The 16119-nt window shown below is 68.7% G+C and carries 17 protein-coding genes and 1 other RNA gene; 9 read left to right on the top strand and 9 right to left on the bottom strand.

Annotated elements, in window-relative coordinates; all coding sequences use genetic code 11:
- On the bottom strand, positions 1-495 hold the full coding sequence (locus A5789_RS37940) for a low molecular weight protein-tyrosine-phosphatase (protein ID WP_227463045.1): 495 nt from the start codon (positions 493-495) through the stop codon (positions 1-3).
- Positions 496-781: 286 nt separating this feature from the next.
- On the opposite strand from A5789_RS37940, the gene cobC reads away from it, so the two are divergent.
- The 3 genes from cobC (at position 782) to A5789_RS20185 (ending at position 4533) form a co-directional block, all read left to right on the top strand.
- Positions 782-1810 (top strand): Rv2231c family pyridoxal phosphate-dependent protein CobC, encoded by a 1029-nt coding sequence (gene cobC / locus A5789_RS20195; RefSeq protein ID WP_064903218.1) that lies wholly within the window; start codon positions 782-784, stop codon positions 1808-1810.
- A 367-nt stretch (positions 1811-2177) separates the two neighbouring features.
- Positions 2178-3326 (top strand): RNA-guided endonuclease TnpB family protein, encoded by a 1149-nt coding sequence (locus tag A5789_RS20190; RefSeq protein ID WP_064903186.1) that lies wholly within the window; start codon positions 2178-2180, stop codon positions 3324-3326.
- A gap of 58 nt (positions 3327-3384) precedes the next feature.
- Positions 3385-4533 carry a Nif3-like dinuclear metal center hexameric protein gene (locus tag A5789_RS20185; RefSeq protein WP_064903216.1) on the top strand — a complete coding sequence of 383 codons (1149 nt, stop codon included), beginning with the start codon at positions 3385-3387 and terminating at the stop codon, positions 4531-4533.
- A gap of 128 nt (positions 4534-4661) precedes the next feature.
- Here the strand turns inward: A5789_RS20185 and A5789_RS20180 are convergent, their stop codons facing one another.
- Positions 4662-5105 (bottom strand): OsmC family protein, encoded by a 444-nt coding sequence (locus A5789_RS20180; protein ID WP_063011141.1) that lies wholly within the window; start codon positions 5103-5105, stop codon positions 4662-4664.
- Between the two features lie 225 nt (positions 5106-5330).
- Between A5789_RS20180 and A5789_RS20175 the strand changes: the two genes are divergently transcribed.
- Positions 5331-6068 carry a zinc ribbon domain-containing protein gene (locus tag A5789_RS20175; RefSeq protein WP_030515366.1) on the top strand — a complete coding sequence of 246 codons (738 nt, stop codon included), beginning with the start codon at positions 5331-5333 and terminating at the stop codon, positions 6066-6068.
- Between the two features lie 10 nt (positions 6069-6078).
- A complete protein-coding gene (locus A5789_RS20170; protein WP_064903184.1) occupies positions 6079-7320 on the top strand; it encodes a bifunctional RNase H/acid phosphatase in 1242 nt (413 codons plus the stop codon).
- Between the two features lie 17 nt (positions 7321-7337).
- On the opposite strand, the gene A5789_RS20165 is transcribed toward A5789_RS20170, so the two are convergent.
- Positions 7338-8225, bottom strand: a complete 888-nt coding sequence (locus A5789_RS20165; RefSeq protein WP_063011135.1) for an alpha/beta hydrolase — start codon at positions 8223-8225, stop codon at positions 7338-7340.
- A 62-nt stretch (positions 8226-8287) separates the two neighbouring features.
- Positions 8288-9451 (bottom strand): lactate 2-monooxygenase, encoded by a 1164-nt coding sequence (locus A5789_RS20160; protein WP_064903182.1) that lies wholly within the window; start codon positions 9449-9451, stop codon positions 8288-8290.
- Between the two features lie 208 nt (positions 9452-9659).
- Between A5789_RS20160 and rnpB the strand changes: the two genes are divergently transcribed.
- Positions 9660-10077, top strand: an RNA gene (gene rnpB, locus A5789_RS20155) — RNase P RNA component class A.
- Between the two features lie 32 nt (positions 10078-10109).
- Positions 10110-10415, top strand: coding sequence for a putative quinol monooxygenase (locus A5789_RS20150; RefSeq protein ID WP_063011131.1), 306 nt, complete (start codon positions 10110-10112; stop codon positions 10413-10415).
- Between the two features lie 14 nt (positions 10416-10429).
- On the opposite strand, the gene A5789_RS20145 is transcribed toward A5789_RS20150, so the two are convergent.
- The 3 genes from A5789_RS20145 to A5789_RS20135 all read right to left on the bottom strand — a co-directional run bounded on the left by A5789_RS20145 (position 10430) and on the right by A5789_RS20135 (position 12044).
- The gene (locus tag A5789_RS20145) at positions 10430-10702 is read right to left on the bottom strand and encodes a Clp protease N-terminal domain-containing protein (RefSeq protein WP_030515361.1); all 273 of its coding nucleotides are present in this window, start codon (positions 10700-10702) and stop codon (positions 10430-10432) included.
- Positions 10703-10776: 74 nt separating this feature from the next.
- Positions 10777-11175: a nuclear transport factor 2 family protein gene (locus A5789_RS20140; protein WP_030515360.1), complete on the bottom strand. Its 399-nt coding sequence runs from the start codon at positions 11173-11175 to the stop codon at positions 10777-10779.
- 35 nt (positions 11176-11210) lie between these two features.
- Entirely contained in the window at positions 11211-12044 is an 834-nt protein-coding gene (locus A5789_RS20135) for an oxidoreductase (RefSeq protein ID WP_064903179.1), read from the bottom strand.
- 808 nt (positions 12045-12852) lie between these two features.
- On the opposite strand from A5789_RS20135, the gene A5789_RS20130 reads away from it, so the two are divergent.
- Positions 12853-13185: a hypothetical protein gene (locus tag A5789_RS20130; RefSeq protein WP_030515358.1), complete on the top strand. Its 333-nt coding sequence runs from the start codon at positions 12853-12855 to the stop codon at positions 13183-13185.
- Between the two features lie 15 nt (positions 13186-13200).
- Complete coding sequence (locus tag A5789_RS20125; protein ID WP_174554947.1) at positions 13201-14643, top strand: RNB domain-containing ribonuclease; 1443 nt, start codon at positions 13201-13203, stop codon at positions 14641-14643.
- On the opposite strand, the gene A5789_RS20120 is transcribed toward A5789_RS20125, so the two are convergent.
- Complete coding sequence (locus A5789_RS20120) at positions 14624-15031, bottom strand: MerR family transcriptional regulator (protein ID WP_051755964.1); 408 nt, start codon at positions 15029-15031, stop codon at positions 14624-14626. The two genes, A5789_RS20125 and A5789_RS20120, sit on opposite strands and share 20 nt — an antisense overlap.
- Positions 15032-15065: 34 nt before the next feature.
- The gene (locus tag A5789_RS20115; protein ID WP_030515355.1) at positions 15066-16082 is read right to left on the bottom strand and encodes an NADP-dependent oxidoreductase; all 1017 of its coding nucleotides are present in this window, start codon (positions 16080-16082) and stop codon (positions 15066-15068) included.
- Positions 16083-16119 lie beyond the last annotated feature (37 nt).

Genomic DNA, 16119 nt, shown 5'->3' with positions numbered 1-16119 from the left:
TCATTGCCGCGGTCCGGTCGTCGCGGGTTCGCCGAGTTGTTCGCGCACCCAGGCCAGCAGCGCGGGAACGGCCGCCTCGATCTGCTCGCGCACGAGTTCGAAATCGGTGTCGTCGCCGTAGTAGGGGTCGGGGACGTCGTGATCGTCGGCGGCGGGGTCGAAGCTGCGCAGCAGTCGCCGGCGCGCTTCGGGGATCCGCAACCGGGTCAGTTCGCGATCGTGGTTGGAATCCAGGGCGACCAGCAGATCGGCGTCGAGATGATCGGGGCCGATCATAACCGCGACGTGCCCGATCGGATATCCGTGGCGGGTGAGCAGGGCGGTGGTGCGCGGGTCGGCGTCCGAGCCGACGTGCCAGGCGGTGGTGCCGGCGCTGCTCACGCGCACCCGATCGGCCAGTCCGGCGCGTTCCAGATGCGCGGCGAAGATCTTCTCGGCCATCGGCGACCGGCAGATATTGCCGGTGCAGATGAAGGTCACGTGCAGCTCGCCCACGCACCCATTGTGGCCGGTCGGTGCGGGCGGCGGCCACGTAGGGTAGGTGGCTGTGCCCGAGGACACCCCCACGACCGCCGGCACGCGGTCGCACGCAGGCCCGAGCCGTCCGAGCGATACGCGTCCGGGCGGAGCAGCCGAGGCGGATGCGACGCGTGCGGGTTTCGCCGTGGGTGCCGCCGGGGGCATCGGCGTGCGGGCGTCCGGGGGTCCCGAAGTCGGCGGTTCCGGATCGACCGATGCGGAGTCCGGCGGTGCTGGATTCGGAGGTGCTGGGTTCGGTGGTGTGCAGGTCGACCGTTCGGCGTTGCGGCATCACGGGGACCGCGATGTGCTGCCGGGGATGCTCGACTTCGCGGTGAATGTGCGGGACGAGGCGCCACCGGAGTGGTTGCTGCGGCGGCTGGCCGCGCGACTGCCCGCGCTGGGGCGGTACCCGTCCGAGGACGAGGCCGACGCGGTGCGCGCGATCGTGGCGGCACGGCACGGCCGCGCGCCCGAGGAGGTGTTGCTGCTCGCCGGGGCCGCAGAGGGGTTCGCGCTGCTGCCGCGGCTGGCATCGCGGCTGGCGGCCGTCATCCATCCGTCGTTCACCGAACCGGAACTCGCTCTGCGCGAGGCCGATGTTCCGGTCGCCCGGGTGGTGCTGGCACCGCCCTACGAGCTGGCCGGGGCGCGGGTCCCCGAGGAAGCCGATCTGGTGGTCCTCGGCAATCCGACCAATCCGACCTCGGTCCTGCATCCTCGCGCGGTGATCGAATCGCTGCGCCGGCCCGGTCGCCTCGTGGTGGTCGACGAAGCCTTCGCCGATGCGGTGCCCGGTGAGCCGGAAACACTTGCGGGACAGTCCTATCCGGACGTTCTGGTATTGCGCAGCCTGACCAAGACGTGGGCGCTGGCCGGATTGCGGTGCGGATATCTGCTGGGTCCGCCCGAACTACTGACCCGGTTGAACCACGGTCGCCCACATTGGCCGCTCGGCACGCTGCAACTCGAGGCGATCGCGGCGACCTGCGAAGCGCACGCGATCGCCGAGGCCGAGGCGAGCGCGATCCGGATCGTGGCCGAGCGAGAGGCGATGATTCCCCGTCTGCGCGCCCTCGGCATCGACGTGCACGAACCGGCCGCGGGTCCGTTCCTGCTGATCCGTGTGCCCGACGGTGAGCTGCTGCGGAAACATCTGGCGGACAGAGATATCGGTGTCCGGCGGGGCGACACCTTCCCGGGGCTCGGCACCGAATTTCTGCGGCTGGCGGTCCGCGACCACGCCGCCGTCGATCGTTTGATCGCCGCGATCGAGGCCGTCGGGCTATGAGGATCGGCGCGCAGAGCGCCGTCGTGCATGGCGGCCGGTCACGGAACGGACAATGACCGGACGAGCGAAACGGTGGAGGTGAAGTGGTGACAGCGACGAATTCTGTTATGACCGATGAGACGTAACGAGCAAGCCCGGCGTGGAAATCGGAGCCGTGTGAATCAGTGGCGGCCTAACAGCAGCGGCCTGAAGGCATCCGCGGTCCGCGAGCCCTTCAGGATCGGGTTAGCGAATCGATTTCGGCCGTCCAAGGGCACGTCGTGGCTGTTTCTGCTGCTCGATGTACTGGACGTGCATCGCGGAAACCACACTACGCCCCCGCCTATAGTCGTAATTGGAAACCATAGTCCAACGATAGAATCGGATTGTGCAGCTCCGGTACAACTTCCGCGTCTATCCGACGCCGAGCCAGCAGAGCGCGCTGGCGCGGGCGTTCGGATGTGCGCGAGTGGTGTACAACGACGGGCTGCGGCTACGGCAACAGGCCCGCGAGGCAGGTTTGCCGTACATCAAGGACTCTGCGCTGCAGACCCTGGTGATCACCGAGGCGAAGAAGACCCCGGAACGTGCGTGGTTGGCAGAGGTTTCGAGTGTCGCTTTGGTGCAGGCGCTCGGCGACCTGCACACCGCGTACCGGAACTTCTTTCAGTCGGCCACCGGCACAAGAAAGGGTGCGAGGGTTGCGCCGCCGCGTCTGCGGTCCCGCAAGGACAACAGGCACTCGATACGCCTCACACGAAACGGTTTTTCGCTGCGGCCGAACGGGCGACTGTATGTGGCGAAGGTCGGCGAACTAGCGGTCCGTTGGTCGCGGGAGCTGCCGTCAGAGCCGTCGTCGGTAACGCTCATCAAGGACGTTGCAGGCCGGTACTTCGCATCGTTCGTAGTACGGGCCGACGACCAGCCGTTGCCGGAGGTCGATATCGGGGTCGGTATCGACCTGGGGCTGTCCACGTTCGCGGTGCTGTCGGGCGGGAAGACGATCGACTCGCCGAAATTTCTGCGGCAAGCCGAGCGTCGGTTGCGGAAGGCGCACAAGGCGTTGTCCCGCAGGGAGAAAGGCTCGAACAACCGGGCCAAGGCCCGAGTGAGGGTCGCGAAGGCTCACGCGAGGGTAGCCGATACGCGCCGGGACTGGGCCCACAGGCAGTCCACGATGATCATCCGCGAAAACCAAGCGGTGTTCGTCGAGGACTTGTGCGTCAATGGCTTGGCCCGTACTCGGTTGGCGAAGTCGGTCCACGATGCAGGATGGGGCATGTTCACTCGGATGCTGGAGGAGAAAGCGGCCCGTTACGGCCGTACCTTCGCCAAGGTGAACAGGTTCTTTCCGTCCACGCAACTATGCTCCGTCTGTGGGGAATTGGGCGGCAAGAAGCCACTGCATGTGCGGGAATGGACCTGCACTTGCGGCGCCATCCACGACCGCGATCTGAACGCGGCCAACAACATTCTCGCGGCGGGACGCGCCGAGAGATTAAACGCCTGCGGAGGGACTGTGAGTCTTTCCGCCTAGCGGAAAGCGAGTCCCTGTGAAACAGGAACCCACCGCAGAACCGCAAGGTTCAGGAGGAATCCCGGTCGTTCACGGCCGGGAGGACGTCAAGCTGAAGGACTTGATCCGAGTCCTCGACGACGCGTATCCGCCCCGGCTGGCGGAGTCCTGGGATTCGGTGGGGCTGGTGTGTGGTGATCCCGCTGCCTCGGTATCTCGGGTGCTGTTCGCGGTGGACGCCACCGCTGCCGTCGTCGACGAGGCGATCGATTGGGGCGCACAGGCTTTGGTCGTGCACCATCCGCTGCTGCTGCGCGGCGTCGACACCGTGGCCGTGAGTACGCCGAAGGGCGCGCTGCTGCATCGGCTGATCCGCAACGACTGTGCGCTGTTCACCGCGCACACCAATGCCGATTCGGCCGATCCCGGAGTGTCCGATGCCCTCGCCCACATGCTCGGGTTGACGGTGACCGGGCCGGTGGAGCAGAAATCGGCGGCGCCGGTGGACACCTGGGTGGTGTTCATTCCGCGCGACCACACCGATGCGGTGCTGGCGGCGATGTTCGAGGCCGGCGCGGGGGGCGCCGGGTTCTATCGCGAATGCGGCTGGCGGGTACCGGGGACCGGGCAGTTCCGGCCGATGGCGGGGGCGAATCCGGCGATCGGTCAGGTCGGCGACCTGGAGTTCGTCGAGGAGGACCGCGTCGAGGTGGTGGCGCCGCCGTCGGCCCGCCCCGCGGTGCTGGCCGCGTTGCGGGCCGCCCACCCCTACGAGGAACCGGCCTTCGACGTCACCGAACGCGCGGCGCTGCCGTCGGGACGAGGTCTGGGACGCATCGGCACCCTGCCGGAACCGGAAACGTTGCGCGCCTTCACCGCTCGCGTGCGCGCTGCCCTGCCCGGTACCGCCTGGGGTGTGCGGGCCGCCGGTGATCCCGACCGCGAGATTCGCACCGTCGCGGTCTGTGGTGGCGCGGGCGATTCCTTCCTCGGCACGGTCGCGAAGCTCGGCGTCGACGCCTACGTCACCGCCGACCTGCGCCACCACCCCGCCGATGAACATCTGCGCGCGGGCGGTCCCGCACTCGTCGACGTCGCCCATTGGGCCAGCGAATTCCCCTGGTGCGCCCAAGCGGAAGGTATTGTGCGGGAAGCGCTTCCGGGCGTGCAAACCCGGGTCAGTACCCTCCGCACCGACCCGTGGACCCTCGGCGCCGCCGACGACTGACATGAGCGGCGGTCGCACAGGGGCGGTTCGGTGGCGAGCCGGCCGGCTGTGTCAGTTTCGGGCGGCACAGGGACGAGCGGCGCGAGGCCGGCCCGGCCGTTCTCCCGCGACCGTGGACGGGCGCGAATTCACTCCGTCCGGATGTCCGGCTCGTGGTCGACGGGGAAATTGACCGAGTTGGCGATGAAGCAGCGCTTGTGCGCCTCCGTGTGGAGTGCGCGCGCCTGCTCGACCCGAGCGGCATCGGTGATGGTGACGCGGGGGCGCAGGGTGACATGTTCGAAGCGCTGGTCGTTCATCACGCCTTCGGCCTCGTCGAGATAGTCGATCACGACGATTCCGGCCTCGACGCACAGATGCAGGTACCAGAGCATGTGGCATTCCGAGAGCGAGGCGACCAGGAGCTGCTCGGGATTCCAGCGCGTCGCGTCGCCCCGTCCGACGACCGGGTCCGCCGAGCCCGGCAGGGGCGGCCGCCCTTCGGCGAGCACCTCGTGATTGCGCGAATACGAGCGGTAGTCGGTGGTGGCGCCGGTCCACACCACATCCACGCGATAGCGATGTTCGGCCATCCGGTCAGAGTGTCACAGTCGCGGCGGCGCCGCACTCGAGTTGTTCGTGTGCCGGCGCCCGGGGCACAGGGCATCAGGTCTCGACCGCGTATCCGGTGGTCGCGGGCGGGCCGTGCGGGGTTGGGGCGAAACCGGCCGCGGGCAGAGTACGGTTGAGCACCGGCGTCGCGCACCCGCTGCCCGTCGCCCCGCAACCGTCCATAGTGTCGAGGAGTACGTCCCGCGTTGAATGTCGAACCACCGATCCAGGCCAAACTGCTCGACCTCGCGGCCGTCGACGCCGAGTTGACGCGGATCGCGCATCGCCGCAAGGTGCTGCCCGAACAGCAGGAAGTGCAGCGGCTGGAAGCCGAACGCACCGATCGCAAGGATGCGGCGGTCAAGGTCGAGATCCAGCTCGACGATCTCGACCGCGACATTCGCAAACTCGAGGGCGAGATCGACGCCGTGCGCAAACGCGAGGCGCGCGACCGCGGCATGCTCGAGGGTGGCAACGTCGGCGCCAAGCAGCTCTCGGAGTTGCAGCACGAACTGGGCAGCCTGGAACGCCGGCGCGGCGTGCTGGAGGACGAACTGCTCGAGGTGATGGAGCGGCGCGAGGCCGCCGAGGCCGATCACCAGCACGCGGGCGCCAACCTCTCGCGCGCCGAGGAGGATCTGACCCTCGCGCAGAGCCGGCGCGACGACGCGGTCGCCGACCTGGATGTGGCCGCGCAGCGTTGCGACGCCGACCGTGAACAGCTGCTCGCCGGATTCCCGGACGAACTGCTCGCGATCTACGACAAGCAGCGCGCCCAGCACGGTGTCGGCGCGGCGCTGTTGCAGGCTCGCCGGTGCGGCGCCTGCCGCATCGAACTCGACCGCGGTGAGATCGCCCGGATCGCCAAGACCGATCCGCAGGTCGTGGTCCGCTGCCCCGAATGCGGTGCGATTCTGGTGCGCACCAAGCAATCCGGATTGTGACGGGCCCGCGATGACGGTACGCAGCGTGATCGTGGAGGCCGACGGCGGTTCGCGAGGCAATCCCGGCCCGGCCGGTTACGGCGCGGTGATCTGGGATTCCGACCACGCCACGATCCTCGCCGAACGTCGCGAATACCTCGGCGTCACCACGAACAACGTCGCCGAATACCGCGGTCTCATCGCGGGCTTGGCGGCCGCGGCGGAACTGGGCGCGCGCACCGTCGAGGTGCGGATGGATTCCAAACTCGTCGTCGAACAGATGTCGGGACGCTGGAAGGTCAAGCACGCGGCCATGATTCCGCTCGCGGAACGTGCGAGGCAGCTGGTCGCGGGCTTCGATCGGGTGGGCTTCCAATGGATTCCGCGCGAGCAGAATTCGCATGCCGATCGGCTCGCCAACGAGGCCATGGACGATGCGGTGGTGGTCGCGGAGGTGCGCGAAGCCGATACCGAGCGCCCGGTGATCGACAGCGTGGCCGAACCGGAATCGGCTGCGCAGGAATCGGTGTCGGCGCGCGGCGTCGAGGCGGAGCTGCCGGGCTGGATCGACGAAGCGGCCGACGCCCGTGCCGCGCACGAGGATCCGGTCGTGCAGGAGACGGCCCCGGCGACAACCGGTCCGGGCTGGACCGGCGTCCGCGGGCGGCCGACCCGGCTGTTGCTGCTGCGTCATGGCCAGACCGAATTGTCCGTGGAGCGACGGTATTCCGGCCGCGGCAATCCGGACCTCACCGCACTCGGCCGGGAACAGGCCGCCCGCGCCGCGAAATATCTCGCCGCGAAGGGGGATATCGCGGCGGTCGTCACCTCGCCGCTGGGCCGGTCCCGCGAAACCGCGCAGGCCGCGGCCCAGGCCCTCGACGTCCCGGTGCGGGTTCTGGACGCGCTGACCGAAACCGACTTCGGCGAATGGGAAGGCCTCACGTTCACCGAAGCGGCACAACGGGATCCGGAGTTGCATCAGCGCTGGCTCGGTGATCCGTCGCTGCCCGCCCCGGGCGGGGAGAGCTTCGCCCAGGTGCGCGAACGCGTCGAGGCGGCGCGTCGCGATCTGCTCGCGCTGTATCCGGGACAGAACGTCGTCGTGGTCAGCCACGTGACGCCGATCAAGACACTGCTGCAATTGGCCCTGGAAGTCGGCCCGTCGCTGCTGTATCGGCTGCATCTGGATCTGGCGTCGCTGTCGATCGCCGAGTTCTATCCCGACGGCGGATCGTCGGTGCGTCTGGTCAACGACACCTCGTATCTCTGAACGCCGGTCGGCGACGGTCAGGGACGCAGGACCGACACCAAAAATTCGGTCTGGTCGTAGACGGCCTTCTCGAACCAGTCGTCGAAGTAGATGTCGAAGTGCCCGATCGGGTATCGCTTCACGATGCCGTGTTTGGTGCGTTCAGCGGCCTTCAGCGTCGGACCCACCGGCGCGACCGAATCGTTGTCGCACACCGCATACAGCACCGGCACCTTGATGCCCTTGGTGCGCCGCCACGGTGAATCGAACAGCACCGACATCCCTACGCGGGCAGCGACTTTCGGCTGGTACTGCTCGCTCTCCTCGGCGAGGCGGCCGAAACCCTCGGGCACGTCGGAGGCGCTCATCAACGCCGCCGAACGCTTCCGCCCGGCCAGTCGCACGCCCACCGGCTTGCGGCGGATCGGGCCCACCAGGATGTCGATGAGCGCGAGGGTGCCGGTCTTGGCGAGGCTGATCGGCCCCTTCGCCATCGCCGAGGACCAGCCGCTGGTGAACGGGCACTGTGCCACGACAGCGGCCAGGTAGTCGTCCTCGTGTGCGATGGACAGCACGTGCCCGCCGCCGAAGGAGCTGCCCCACAACGCGATTCGGGTCGCGTCGAAGCCCTTGAGGGTGCGGGCGAAGGCGATCGCGGCGCGCCAGTCGTCGCGCTGGCGGGCGATGTTGATCAGCTGGCGCGGTTCACCACCGCTGGCCCCGAAATGCCGGTAATCGAAGACCAGCACGCCCATTCCGGCCGCGGCGAACCGGCGTGCGTAGCGATCCAGACCCATTTCCCGGTTCGCGCCCAGCCCGTGCCCCATGATGACCAGCGGACGCGGTTTGGGCGGGCCGTCCGGAAGATAGAGCCACGCTGCACACTGTTCGCTTCCCGAACCGAACCCCACCTCGACACGCTCCATGGGCGAATACCGTACTGGGTCGCGCGCCCGGCCGCAGACGTGGATCCCCGCTCAGGGCACGATTACGGGTGGACGGAACGCAAACATTCGCGAGTCAGATCCTTCCGCGCCGGATAGCCGTCGACCGCCATGATCAGGTCCGCTTCCGCCAGCAGAGTGCGCAGGACGTGCACGATTCCGTCCACCCCGCCGAGCGCCAGACCGTAGGCGTAGGGCCGGCCCACTCCGACCGCGGTGGCGCCGAGCGCGAGCGCCTTGACGACGTCTGCGCCGCTGCGGATTCCGGAATCGAACAGCACCGGCAGACCCTCGGCCGCGGCGACGACCTCGGGCAACATGTCGAGCGCGGGCAGTCCGCCATTGGCTTGGCGCCCACCGTGATTCGAGCAGTAGATGCCGTCCACGCCGCCGTCGCGGGCCCGGCGCACATCGTCGGGATGGCAGATTCCCTTGACGATCAAGGGCAGATCCGTGAGGGAGCGCAGCCAGGCCAGATCCTCCCAGCGCAGCGGGTTGCCGAACAGTTGCACCCACCGCAGCACCGCACTCATCGGATCCTCCTCCGGTGAGCGCTGCAGACCGGAGAGGAAGACCGGATCGGTGAAGTAGTTGGCGAGGCAGTGTCCGCGCAGCTGCGGGAAGTTACCGGTGGACAGGTCGCGCGGCCGCCAGCCGGTGATCCAGGTGTCGAGGGTGACGACGATGCCCTTGTACCCGGCCTGCTCCGCGCGGTGCACCAGGCTGGCCGCGAGATCGCGGTCGGTGGGGGTGTAGAGCTGGAAAAAGCCCGGGGTGTCACCGAATTCGGCGGCGACATCCTCGAGCGGATCGACGGTGAGGGTCGAGGCGACCATCGGCACACCGGTGCGGGCGGCGGCGCGGGCGGTCGCCAGATCGCCGTGGCCGTCCTGGGCGCAGAGGCCGATCACGCCGACAGGGGCCATGAAAAGCGGTGTGGGAAGCGTCATTCCGAACAGATCGACCGACAGGTCGCGCTCCTTCGCGCCGACGAACATGCGGGGGATGAGCCCCCAGCGGTCGAAGGCGGTGACGTTGGCGCGCTGGGTGCGCTCGTCGCCCGCGCCGCCGGCCACATACGACCAGATCGAGGGCGGCATAGCGGCCTGCGCGCGCTGTTCGAGTTCGGCGAACGCGACCGGGTACTCCGGTACGACACCGCGCAGCCCCTGGAAGTAGATCTCGTTCTGGAAGTCGCCGAACACCATGTGCGCTGCCCTTCTGTGCCGTCGGTTCGCTGTGGGGACGCGTTCCACGGCGAATGCGGCTTCACTGTATGCGTAACCTCCGGTACCGCGCCACGCCGTCCCAGGGCGCGCCGCGCGACCGCCGCGGCCCCGATTCCCGGCCGAGCCCGGATGTCGGTGGCGGCCCGATGTGCGCTCGGCGCCGCTCGCACGGCACAATGGTGCGCGACGAGTCGGTCGGGCGACCGCGTCGACGGGAACGGGCACGGTTGTGCCGCCGCCCGTCGCCGAGGAAAGTCCGGACTCCACAGAGCAGGGCGGTTGTTAACGGCAACCCGGGGTGACCCGCGGGACAGTGCCACAGAAAACAGACCGCCGGCGGTCTCTCCGGAGGTACGCCGGTAAGGGTGAAACGGTGCGGTAAGAGCGCACCAGCGCCCCGGGTGACCGGGGCGGCTCGGTAAACCCCGCCCGGAGCAAGGTCGAAGGCCGCATTCTCGCGAGTGCGGCTGCGCAGGTGCCCGAGGGCTGCTCGCCCGAGCCTGCGGGTTGACTGCTCGAGGTGCCCGGTAACGGTGCACCCAGATGGATGGTCGCCTCCCGGTGCGAACCGGGAACAGGATCCGGCTTACAGACCGACTCGTCCCCTTCGGGGTTCGCGGCATGAGACCCTGGCCGCATGGATGCCACGCCTCGGCAGATCATCGTCACCGGCTACCTGCGGGTGGACCCGGCCGATCGGGACCGTTATCTGGCGACCTGCGTCGAGGTGGTGAGCGCGGCGCGGAAGACTCCCGGATGCCTCGATTTCGCCCTGTCGGCCGACCTGATCGATACCGGCCGCATCAACATTCTGGAACGGTGGAGCGACCGCGCGGCGCTGGATGCTTTCCGCGGTGCGGGCGTGTCCGACCAGCAGGGCGCGATGATCCGGGAAGCCCGGGTCACCGAGTTCACGGTCGGCGACGAAACCTCACTGCGCTGACCGACCGCGCCCGGCTAGCGCGCGCAGCCCTCGCCGTTGTCCGGATGGTCGGTCGGGTTCGGGTACGGCCCGTTGCGCAGGGTTTCGTGCAAGGCGTCCGAGATCGCCGCCAGATTGGCGCCCGCACGGTGAAAGGCTTGGGCGACAGTGGAATTCGGGTCCTGCAGGCCGGCCAGGACGAGGTGTTCGGTGCCGAGGGCGGTATGGCCCGCCCGGCGCGCGATCGCCGAGGCATCGTCCAGCATTCGTCGCAGGGCGGGGGTGTGCGGTAGTGGTTCCGCGTTCATGCCTCCATGATCGCCCTCGCCGGCAACTTCGGAGCAATATTGGCATGTTCCGTGATCAGTGGAAGGGCGCCGGATCAGGGGTGCAGCGGTTTCCGCCGCGGGCGCACGATGCGGTGGGTGATCTTCCAGCCGGCGCCGATGCGCTGGATGGTGTCCTCGTAGGTGGCGCTGCCGACCGTACCGTCGGTCATGACGCCGAACCCCTTGGACAGGGCGCGGACGGTGCCGTCGGCGACCTCGTTGATGACGATGTTCGTGACGTGGTGGGCGACGGGGTTGTTGTCGCCCATCGCCAGCGCGGCGTCGCGGCAGGCGGGAATTCCGACCAGGACGCCGCCGCCCATGGCGCTGACGTCGTAGACGACGTCCTCGGCGAACAGGGCGGGCCAGCCGTCGAAATCGCCGTTGTCGGTCAGGTGGCCGTGCAGATTGATCAGATCGGTGATCGCGAAGTGGTCTTCCGCGGACAGCATGTCGGGTCCTCCGGCGGTCGAGGCGAGGGGAGTGGTCAGCGGAAGCCGGTGTCGGCGGCCCAGGGTTCGAGTTCGTCCAGATCAGCGAGGCGCTGAGTCAGGGTGGCGCGGATGCCGGCGAATGCCTCGGGGCCGAGCGGCAGCCGCAAGGGCGGCTCGTCCATGGCGACCGCGCGCAGCACGGCCGCGGCGGCGCGGGCCGGATCGCCGGGCTGGGCGCCGTCCTGGGCGTGAAAGCGTTCGCGTTCCTCGGCGAAGACCGGTGCGTATTCGGGCATCGATTCGGCCCACTGGATGGATCGCCCGGCGAAGTCGGTGCGGAACGGTCCCGGCTCCACGATGGTGACCTTGATGCCGAACGGCGCGACCTCGTACGACAATCCCTCCGAGAGTCCCTCGACCGCGAATTTGCTGAGTGCGTAAGGGGTTCCACCGAGACGGGCGCGCACGCCGCCGACCGAGGACAGCTGCACGATATGCCCGCTGCGCTGGGCCCGCATGAGCGGCAGTACCGACTTCGTGACCGAGATCAGGCCCCAGACATTGGTTTCCATCAGTGCGCGCAGTTGCTCGTCGTCGCATTCCTCGAGCGCGCCGCGCAGTCCGTAGCCGGCGTTGTTGACCAGAACGTCGATGCGGCCGAACCGAACTCGCGCCTCCTCGACCGCCGCGGTGATCGACGCCGGGTCGGTGACGTCCAGCTGTGCGACGAGCACCCGCTCCGGAGCGCGATCTCGAAGTTCGGCAAGGGATTCGGTTTTGCGCGCGGTGGCGACCACGCTGCCGCCGTCGGCCAGCACCGCCTCCGCGATCGCGCGGCCGAAGCCGCTGCTGGTGCCGGTGATGAACCAGACGTGATCGGTGGTCATGGTGGAGGCCTCCTGTGTCGGATCGTCGTCGAAGCCGGGCCTTGCGACCGCATGCGGTGCCCGCGGCGAACCGCCGGCACCGGGTGCGGTCGCGCGGTGATCAGCCGGCGGGGTTGATCACCAGAATCTGGGCCCAGTAGGCCGCCTGCTCCGGACCGACGAGAGGCAGCAGGTAGTCGAAGACGATGGACGACATGCGGTGTGGAACTCCTTGTACTCGAGGAACTATTACTCGACGACTCTCGCCGCGCGGCGCACTCTCGTTACTGCACGGACCCCCGAATCCGTGGGTACGCCGTGGCCTGTCACCATCGGCAACAGTAACAGCGCGCTCGGACAGTCGCAGGCCCAGCGGAAAACGGACTCGACGGGGGGATTCGGCGTACGGTAGCGTGATCTGGACGTAGGTCCGACTCCTCGGAGTGATACCCGTCCGCTCTGAATGATGTGATATTTCTTTCCGGAATGATCCGGTTCGCGGGCTGTCGATGTTCGCACTCGCAACGATCCGTCGACCCCCGTTGCACGCGCCGGAACCGTGTGGCCGCCGTCGTGGTGACCGATCGCGAAATCGCAGGCACCGGAGCTTCGCGCGGTCCGCGCCCGGTCGCCGCCCGGTCCGGCCGGCGGGCGCATTCCCGGCAAATGCGGGCGAATCGGCTGGTCCCGGCGTGTCCCGCGCGACGAACCGCCCCGGAGTGGCCGGAACCGTGACCGACGTCATACAGTGTTGGCCGTTGGAAGTGTCGTTGCCGGGGGTGGCAGCGGCTATGGGTGCTACGAGTGTCGGAAAGCAGGTTCTGTATATATGCGAGTAGTTCGCAAGTTGGCGGCCGGTGCATTGATCGCCGCAGCTGCGTCGGGTGTGGCGGTGTTGGGCGCGGGATCGGCGTCCGCGGTCGCGGTCACTCCGCTGCCGGGTGGCGTCCAGGTGGACCTCAGCCCCGGTGACACCCAGTGGGTCCACCAGACCCATTTCGGCCAGTCGATCGCGGTGCTGCCGCACCCGTCGGCCGCCTCGTTCGGCCAGGCTCTCGATGCCGCGGCGACCCTGTCGTCGCAGTACCCCGACGGCCGCGTCGTCTTCACCGTGTACGGCCCGTTCGATCAGCTGAACGGCACCATGCTGGCGCTCAAGTAAGGTTCAGCGCCCCGCGTGGAACTGCATCCCAGGATCGTCTCGGCACCGGTGGATTTCGGTGTCGTGCGATCCGAATTCGGACTCGCCTCGGAATATCCGTCCGAGGCGGTCTCGGAGGCCCGCGACGCAGCCGATGCGTTCGCGGGCGTCCGGGCCGATCGCACCGACATCCCGTTCGTGACGATCGACCCACCCGGCGCCATGGATCTCGACCAGGCGCTGCATCTCGAACGCACCCCGACCGGATTCCTGCTGCACTACGCCATCGCCGATGTGGGCGCGGTGGTCGCGCCCGACGGGGCGCTCGCGCGGGAATCCCTCGCCCGGGGCCAAAGCTTCTATCTGCCCGACGGCACCGTGCCGCTGCATCCGCCGGTGCTCTCGGAAGGGTCGGCGAGTCTGCTGCCCGGCGCCGTTCGTCCCGCCGCGCTCTGGACCATCGACTGCGACGACAAGGCCGAGCCGCGACGCTTCTCGGTCCGGCGCGCCCTGGTTCGCTCCCGCGCCCGCCTCGACTATCCCGGCGTCCAGGCCGACGCCGACGCCGGCCGCCTGCATCCCTCGATCGCGGCACTGCCGGAATTCGGCCGCCTGCGGATCGAGGCCGGGTTGGCGCGCGGCGCGATCGAACTGCGGCTGCCCGCGCAATCGGTGATTCCCGACGGACGCGACCACGACACCGAACACTGGCAGCTGGCGGTCGAGCCGCGCACCGCCGCCGACGACTGGAACGAACAGGTCTCGCTGCTCACCGGCATCTGCGCGGCCCGAATCATGTTGGCCGACACCGATTCCGACGCCCGCATCGGATTGCTGCGCACGATGCCTGCGCCACCGGCCTCGGCGATCGCGTCCATGCGCCGCACCGCCGCCGCGCTCGGGGTGCGCTGGCCGGCGGGTATGCCGGTGGGCCGGATGCTGGCCGGCCTCGATCCCAACACCCCCGCCGCGCTGGTGCTGAACTCGGAGGCGACCAGCCTCCTGCGCGGCGCGTCCTACACCGTGCTCGACGGGCAAACGCCGGATGTGTTGCAGCACAGCGGGATCGGCGCCGCCTACGCACACGTGACGGCGCCGCTGCGCCGCCTCGCCGACCGCTACGCCACGGAAGTCTGCCTGGCTCGCTGCGCGGGCACCCCGGTGCCGCAGTGGGTTCGCGACGGGCTCGGCGCCGCCGCCGACGCGATGCGGCGCAGTGACGCGGTGGGCGGCAAACTCGAACGCGCGTGCATCGACCTCACCGAATCCACCGTGCTCGCATCACGTCTGGGCGACGTGTTCGAGGCGGTGGTCATCCGCGAGGGCAACGGCAACCGATCCGCCGAGATCTTCGTCGCCGATCCGCCGGTACTCGGCAAATGCGCCGGGGCACCGCCCGAAGGCCGGCGGGTGCGAGTGCGCCTGGACATCGCGGACCCCGATAAACGCGTGGTCGGTTTCAGCTTCCCGGCGGACTGACCCGTTGGTGGCCGGAAACGTGCTCCGGATCGAGCCACGGCATCCGGCTCACCAACTGATCCCGAAGGCGTGTCAGCCGGGCGATGCGCTCGTTCAGCTCCGCCACCCGTGGCGGTCCGACCACTGCATATCCCGAGGCGCAGCGTGGCTCGTAGGGAAAGACGTCGGGAAGCTCCCGGTCCAGATAGGGAGCGAAGGCGCGCACGTCCTCGACGGTGAATCCGAGTTGAAGCAATTCCCGTATGTTCCGTACCCGGGCCACCGCCTCCTCCTCGTATTCCCGGTATCCCGCGGCGGTGCGCCCGGAGGTGAGTAGTCCCTGTTCCTCGTAGAAGCGCAGCGCCCGAGTAGTGACTCCGGTGCGGGCCGCCAGTTCGCCGATCAACATGCCGCGTATCCTCTCCGCCGTCTCACCCTCGTGCTCAACGCGCCAGCCGCACCACAACCTTCCCGGTGTAGCGCCCCCGCACCGCATCCAGTAGAGCGCGCGGCGCGTTCTCGAGGCCTTCGACGACGGTTTCGACGCGTACGATATCTCCCGCCGCCGTCCATTCCCGCAGCTTCCGGCCGAATTCCGGGGCCAGATCCAGGTGATCGAGCGTGGTGAATCCGCGCAACGTCAATCGCTTGCCGATCACCGCCAGCAGATCACCCGGTCCCGCATCCGGCTCGCCGCCCGCGCGCTGCCTGGCCAGAGCTCCGCAGAGCGCGATGCGTCCGCCGACATTCATCACCTCGATCGCCGCACGCAATTGGGTTCCGCCGACATTGTCGAAATACACGTCCACGCCCCCGGGCGCCGCGGCTCGAAGCCGATCGACGAAGGGTTCGTCGTGGTAGTCGACGGCGGCGTCGTAGCCGAGTTCGTCGACGATGTAGGCGGCCTTGCGCGCTGAGCCGACGCTGCCGACGACGCGACCGGCGCCGAGCAGTCGCGCGATCTGCCCGGCCAGGCTCCCGGTCGCACCGGCGGCGCTGGAGACGAAGACGGTATCGCCGGCGCTCAGGCCGGCGACCACGGTCAGACCGACGTAGGCGACCAGACCGAAGCCCAGATATCCGGACGGCGAGGGGTAGGCATCCGGATCCACCATGCGTACTGTCCGCGCGTCGGCGAGGGCGTGTTCGCGCCAGCCGAGCCGGTGCAGGACCAGCGCGCCCTCCGGAACGGTCGGATCGCCGGATTCGATCACCTCGCCGATCGCGTCGCCGGACAGCACCTCACCGATCGCGAACGGCGGCATCGGGATTCCGGGATAGGCGCCGATTCGCATGAGGCTGCCGGGGTCTATCGACATGAAGAGATTTCGGATCAGCAGCCGGCCGGCCTCAGCGGACGGCATCGGATGCTCGACCACGCGGAAATCGGTGAGTTCGGGGAACCCGGCCGGGCGAGCGGCCAGGTGGATCGAGCGGGTGGTCGCGGTTGTGGAGGTCATGGGGCGACCGTAGGGGTTGACGTATACGTGAAGGTCA

This window comes from Nocardia sp. 852002-51101_SCH5132738, from assembly GCF_001665695.1.
In the GTDB taxonomy this organism is placed as follows: Bacteria; Actinomycetota; Actinomycetes; order Mycobacteriales; family Mycobacteriaceae; genus Nocardia; species Nocardia nova.
Note: the sequence above shows the minus strand (reverse complement) of the source record. Positions and strands in the feature narration are given on the sequence as shown.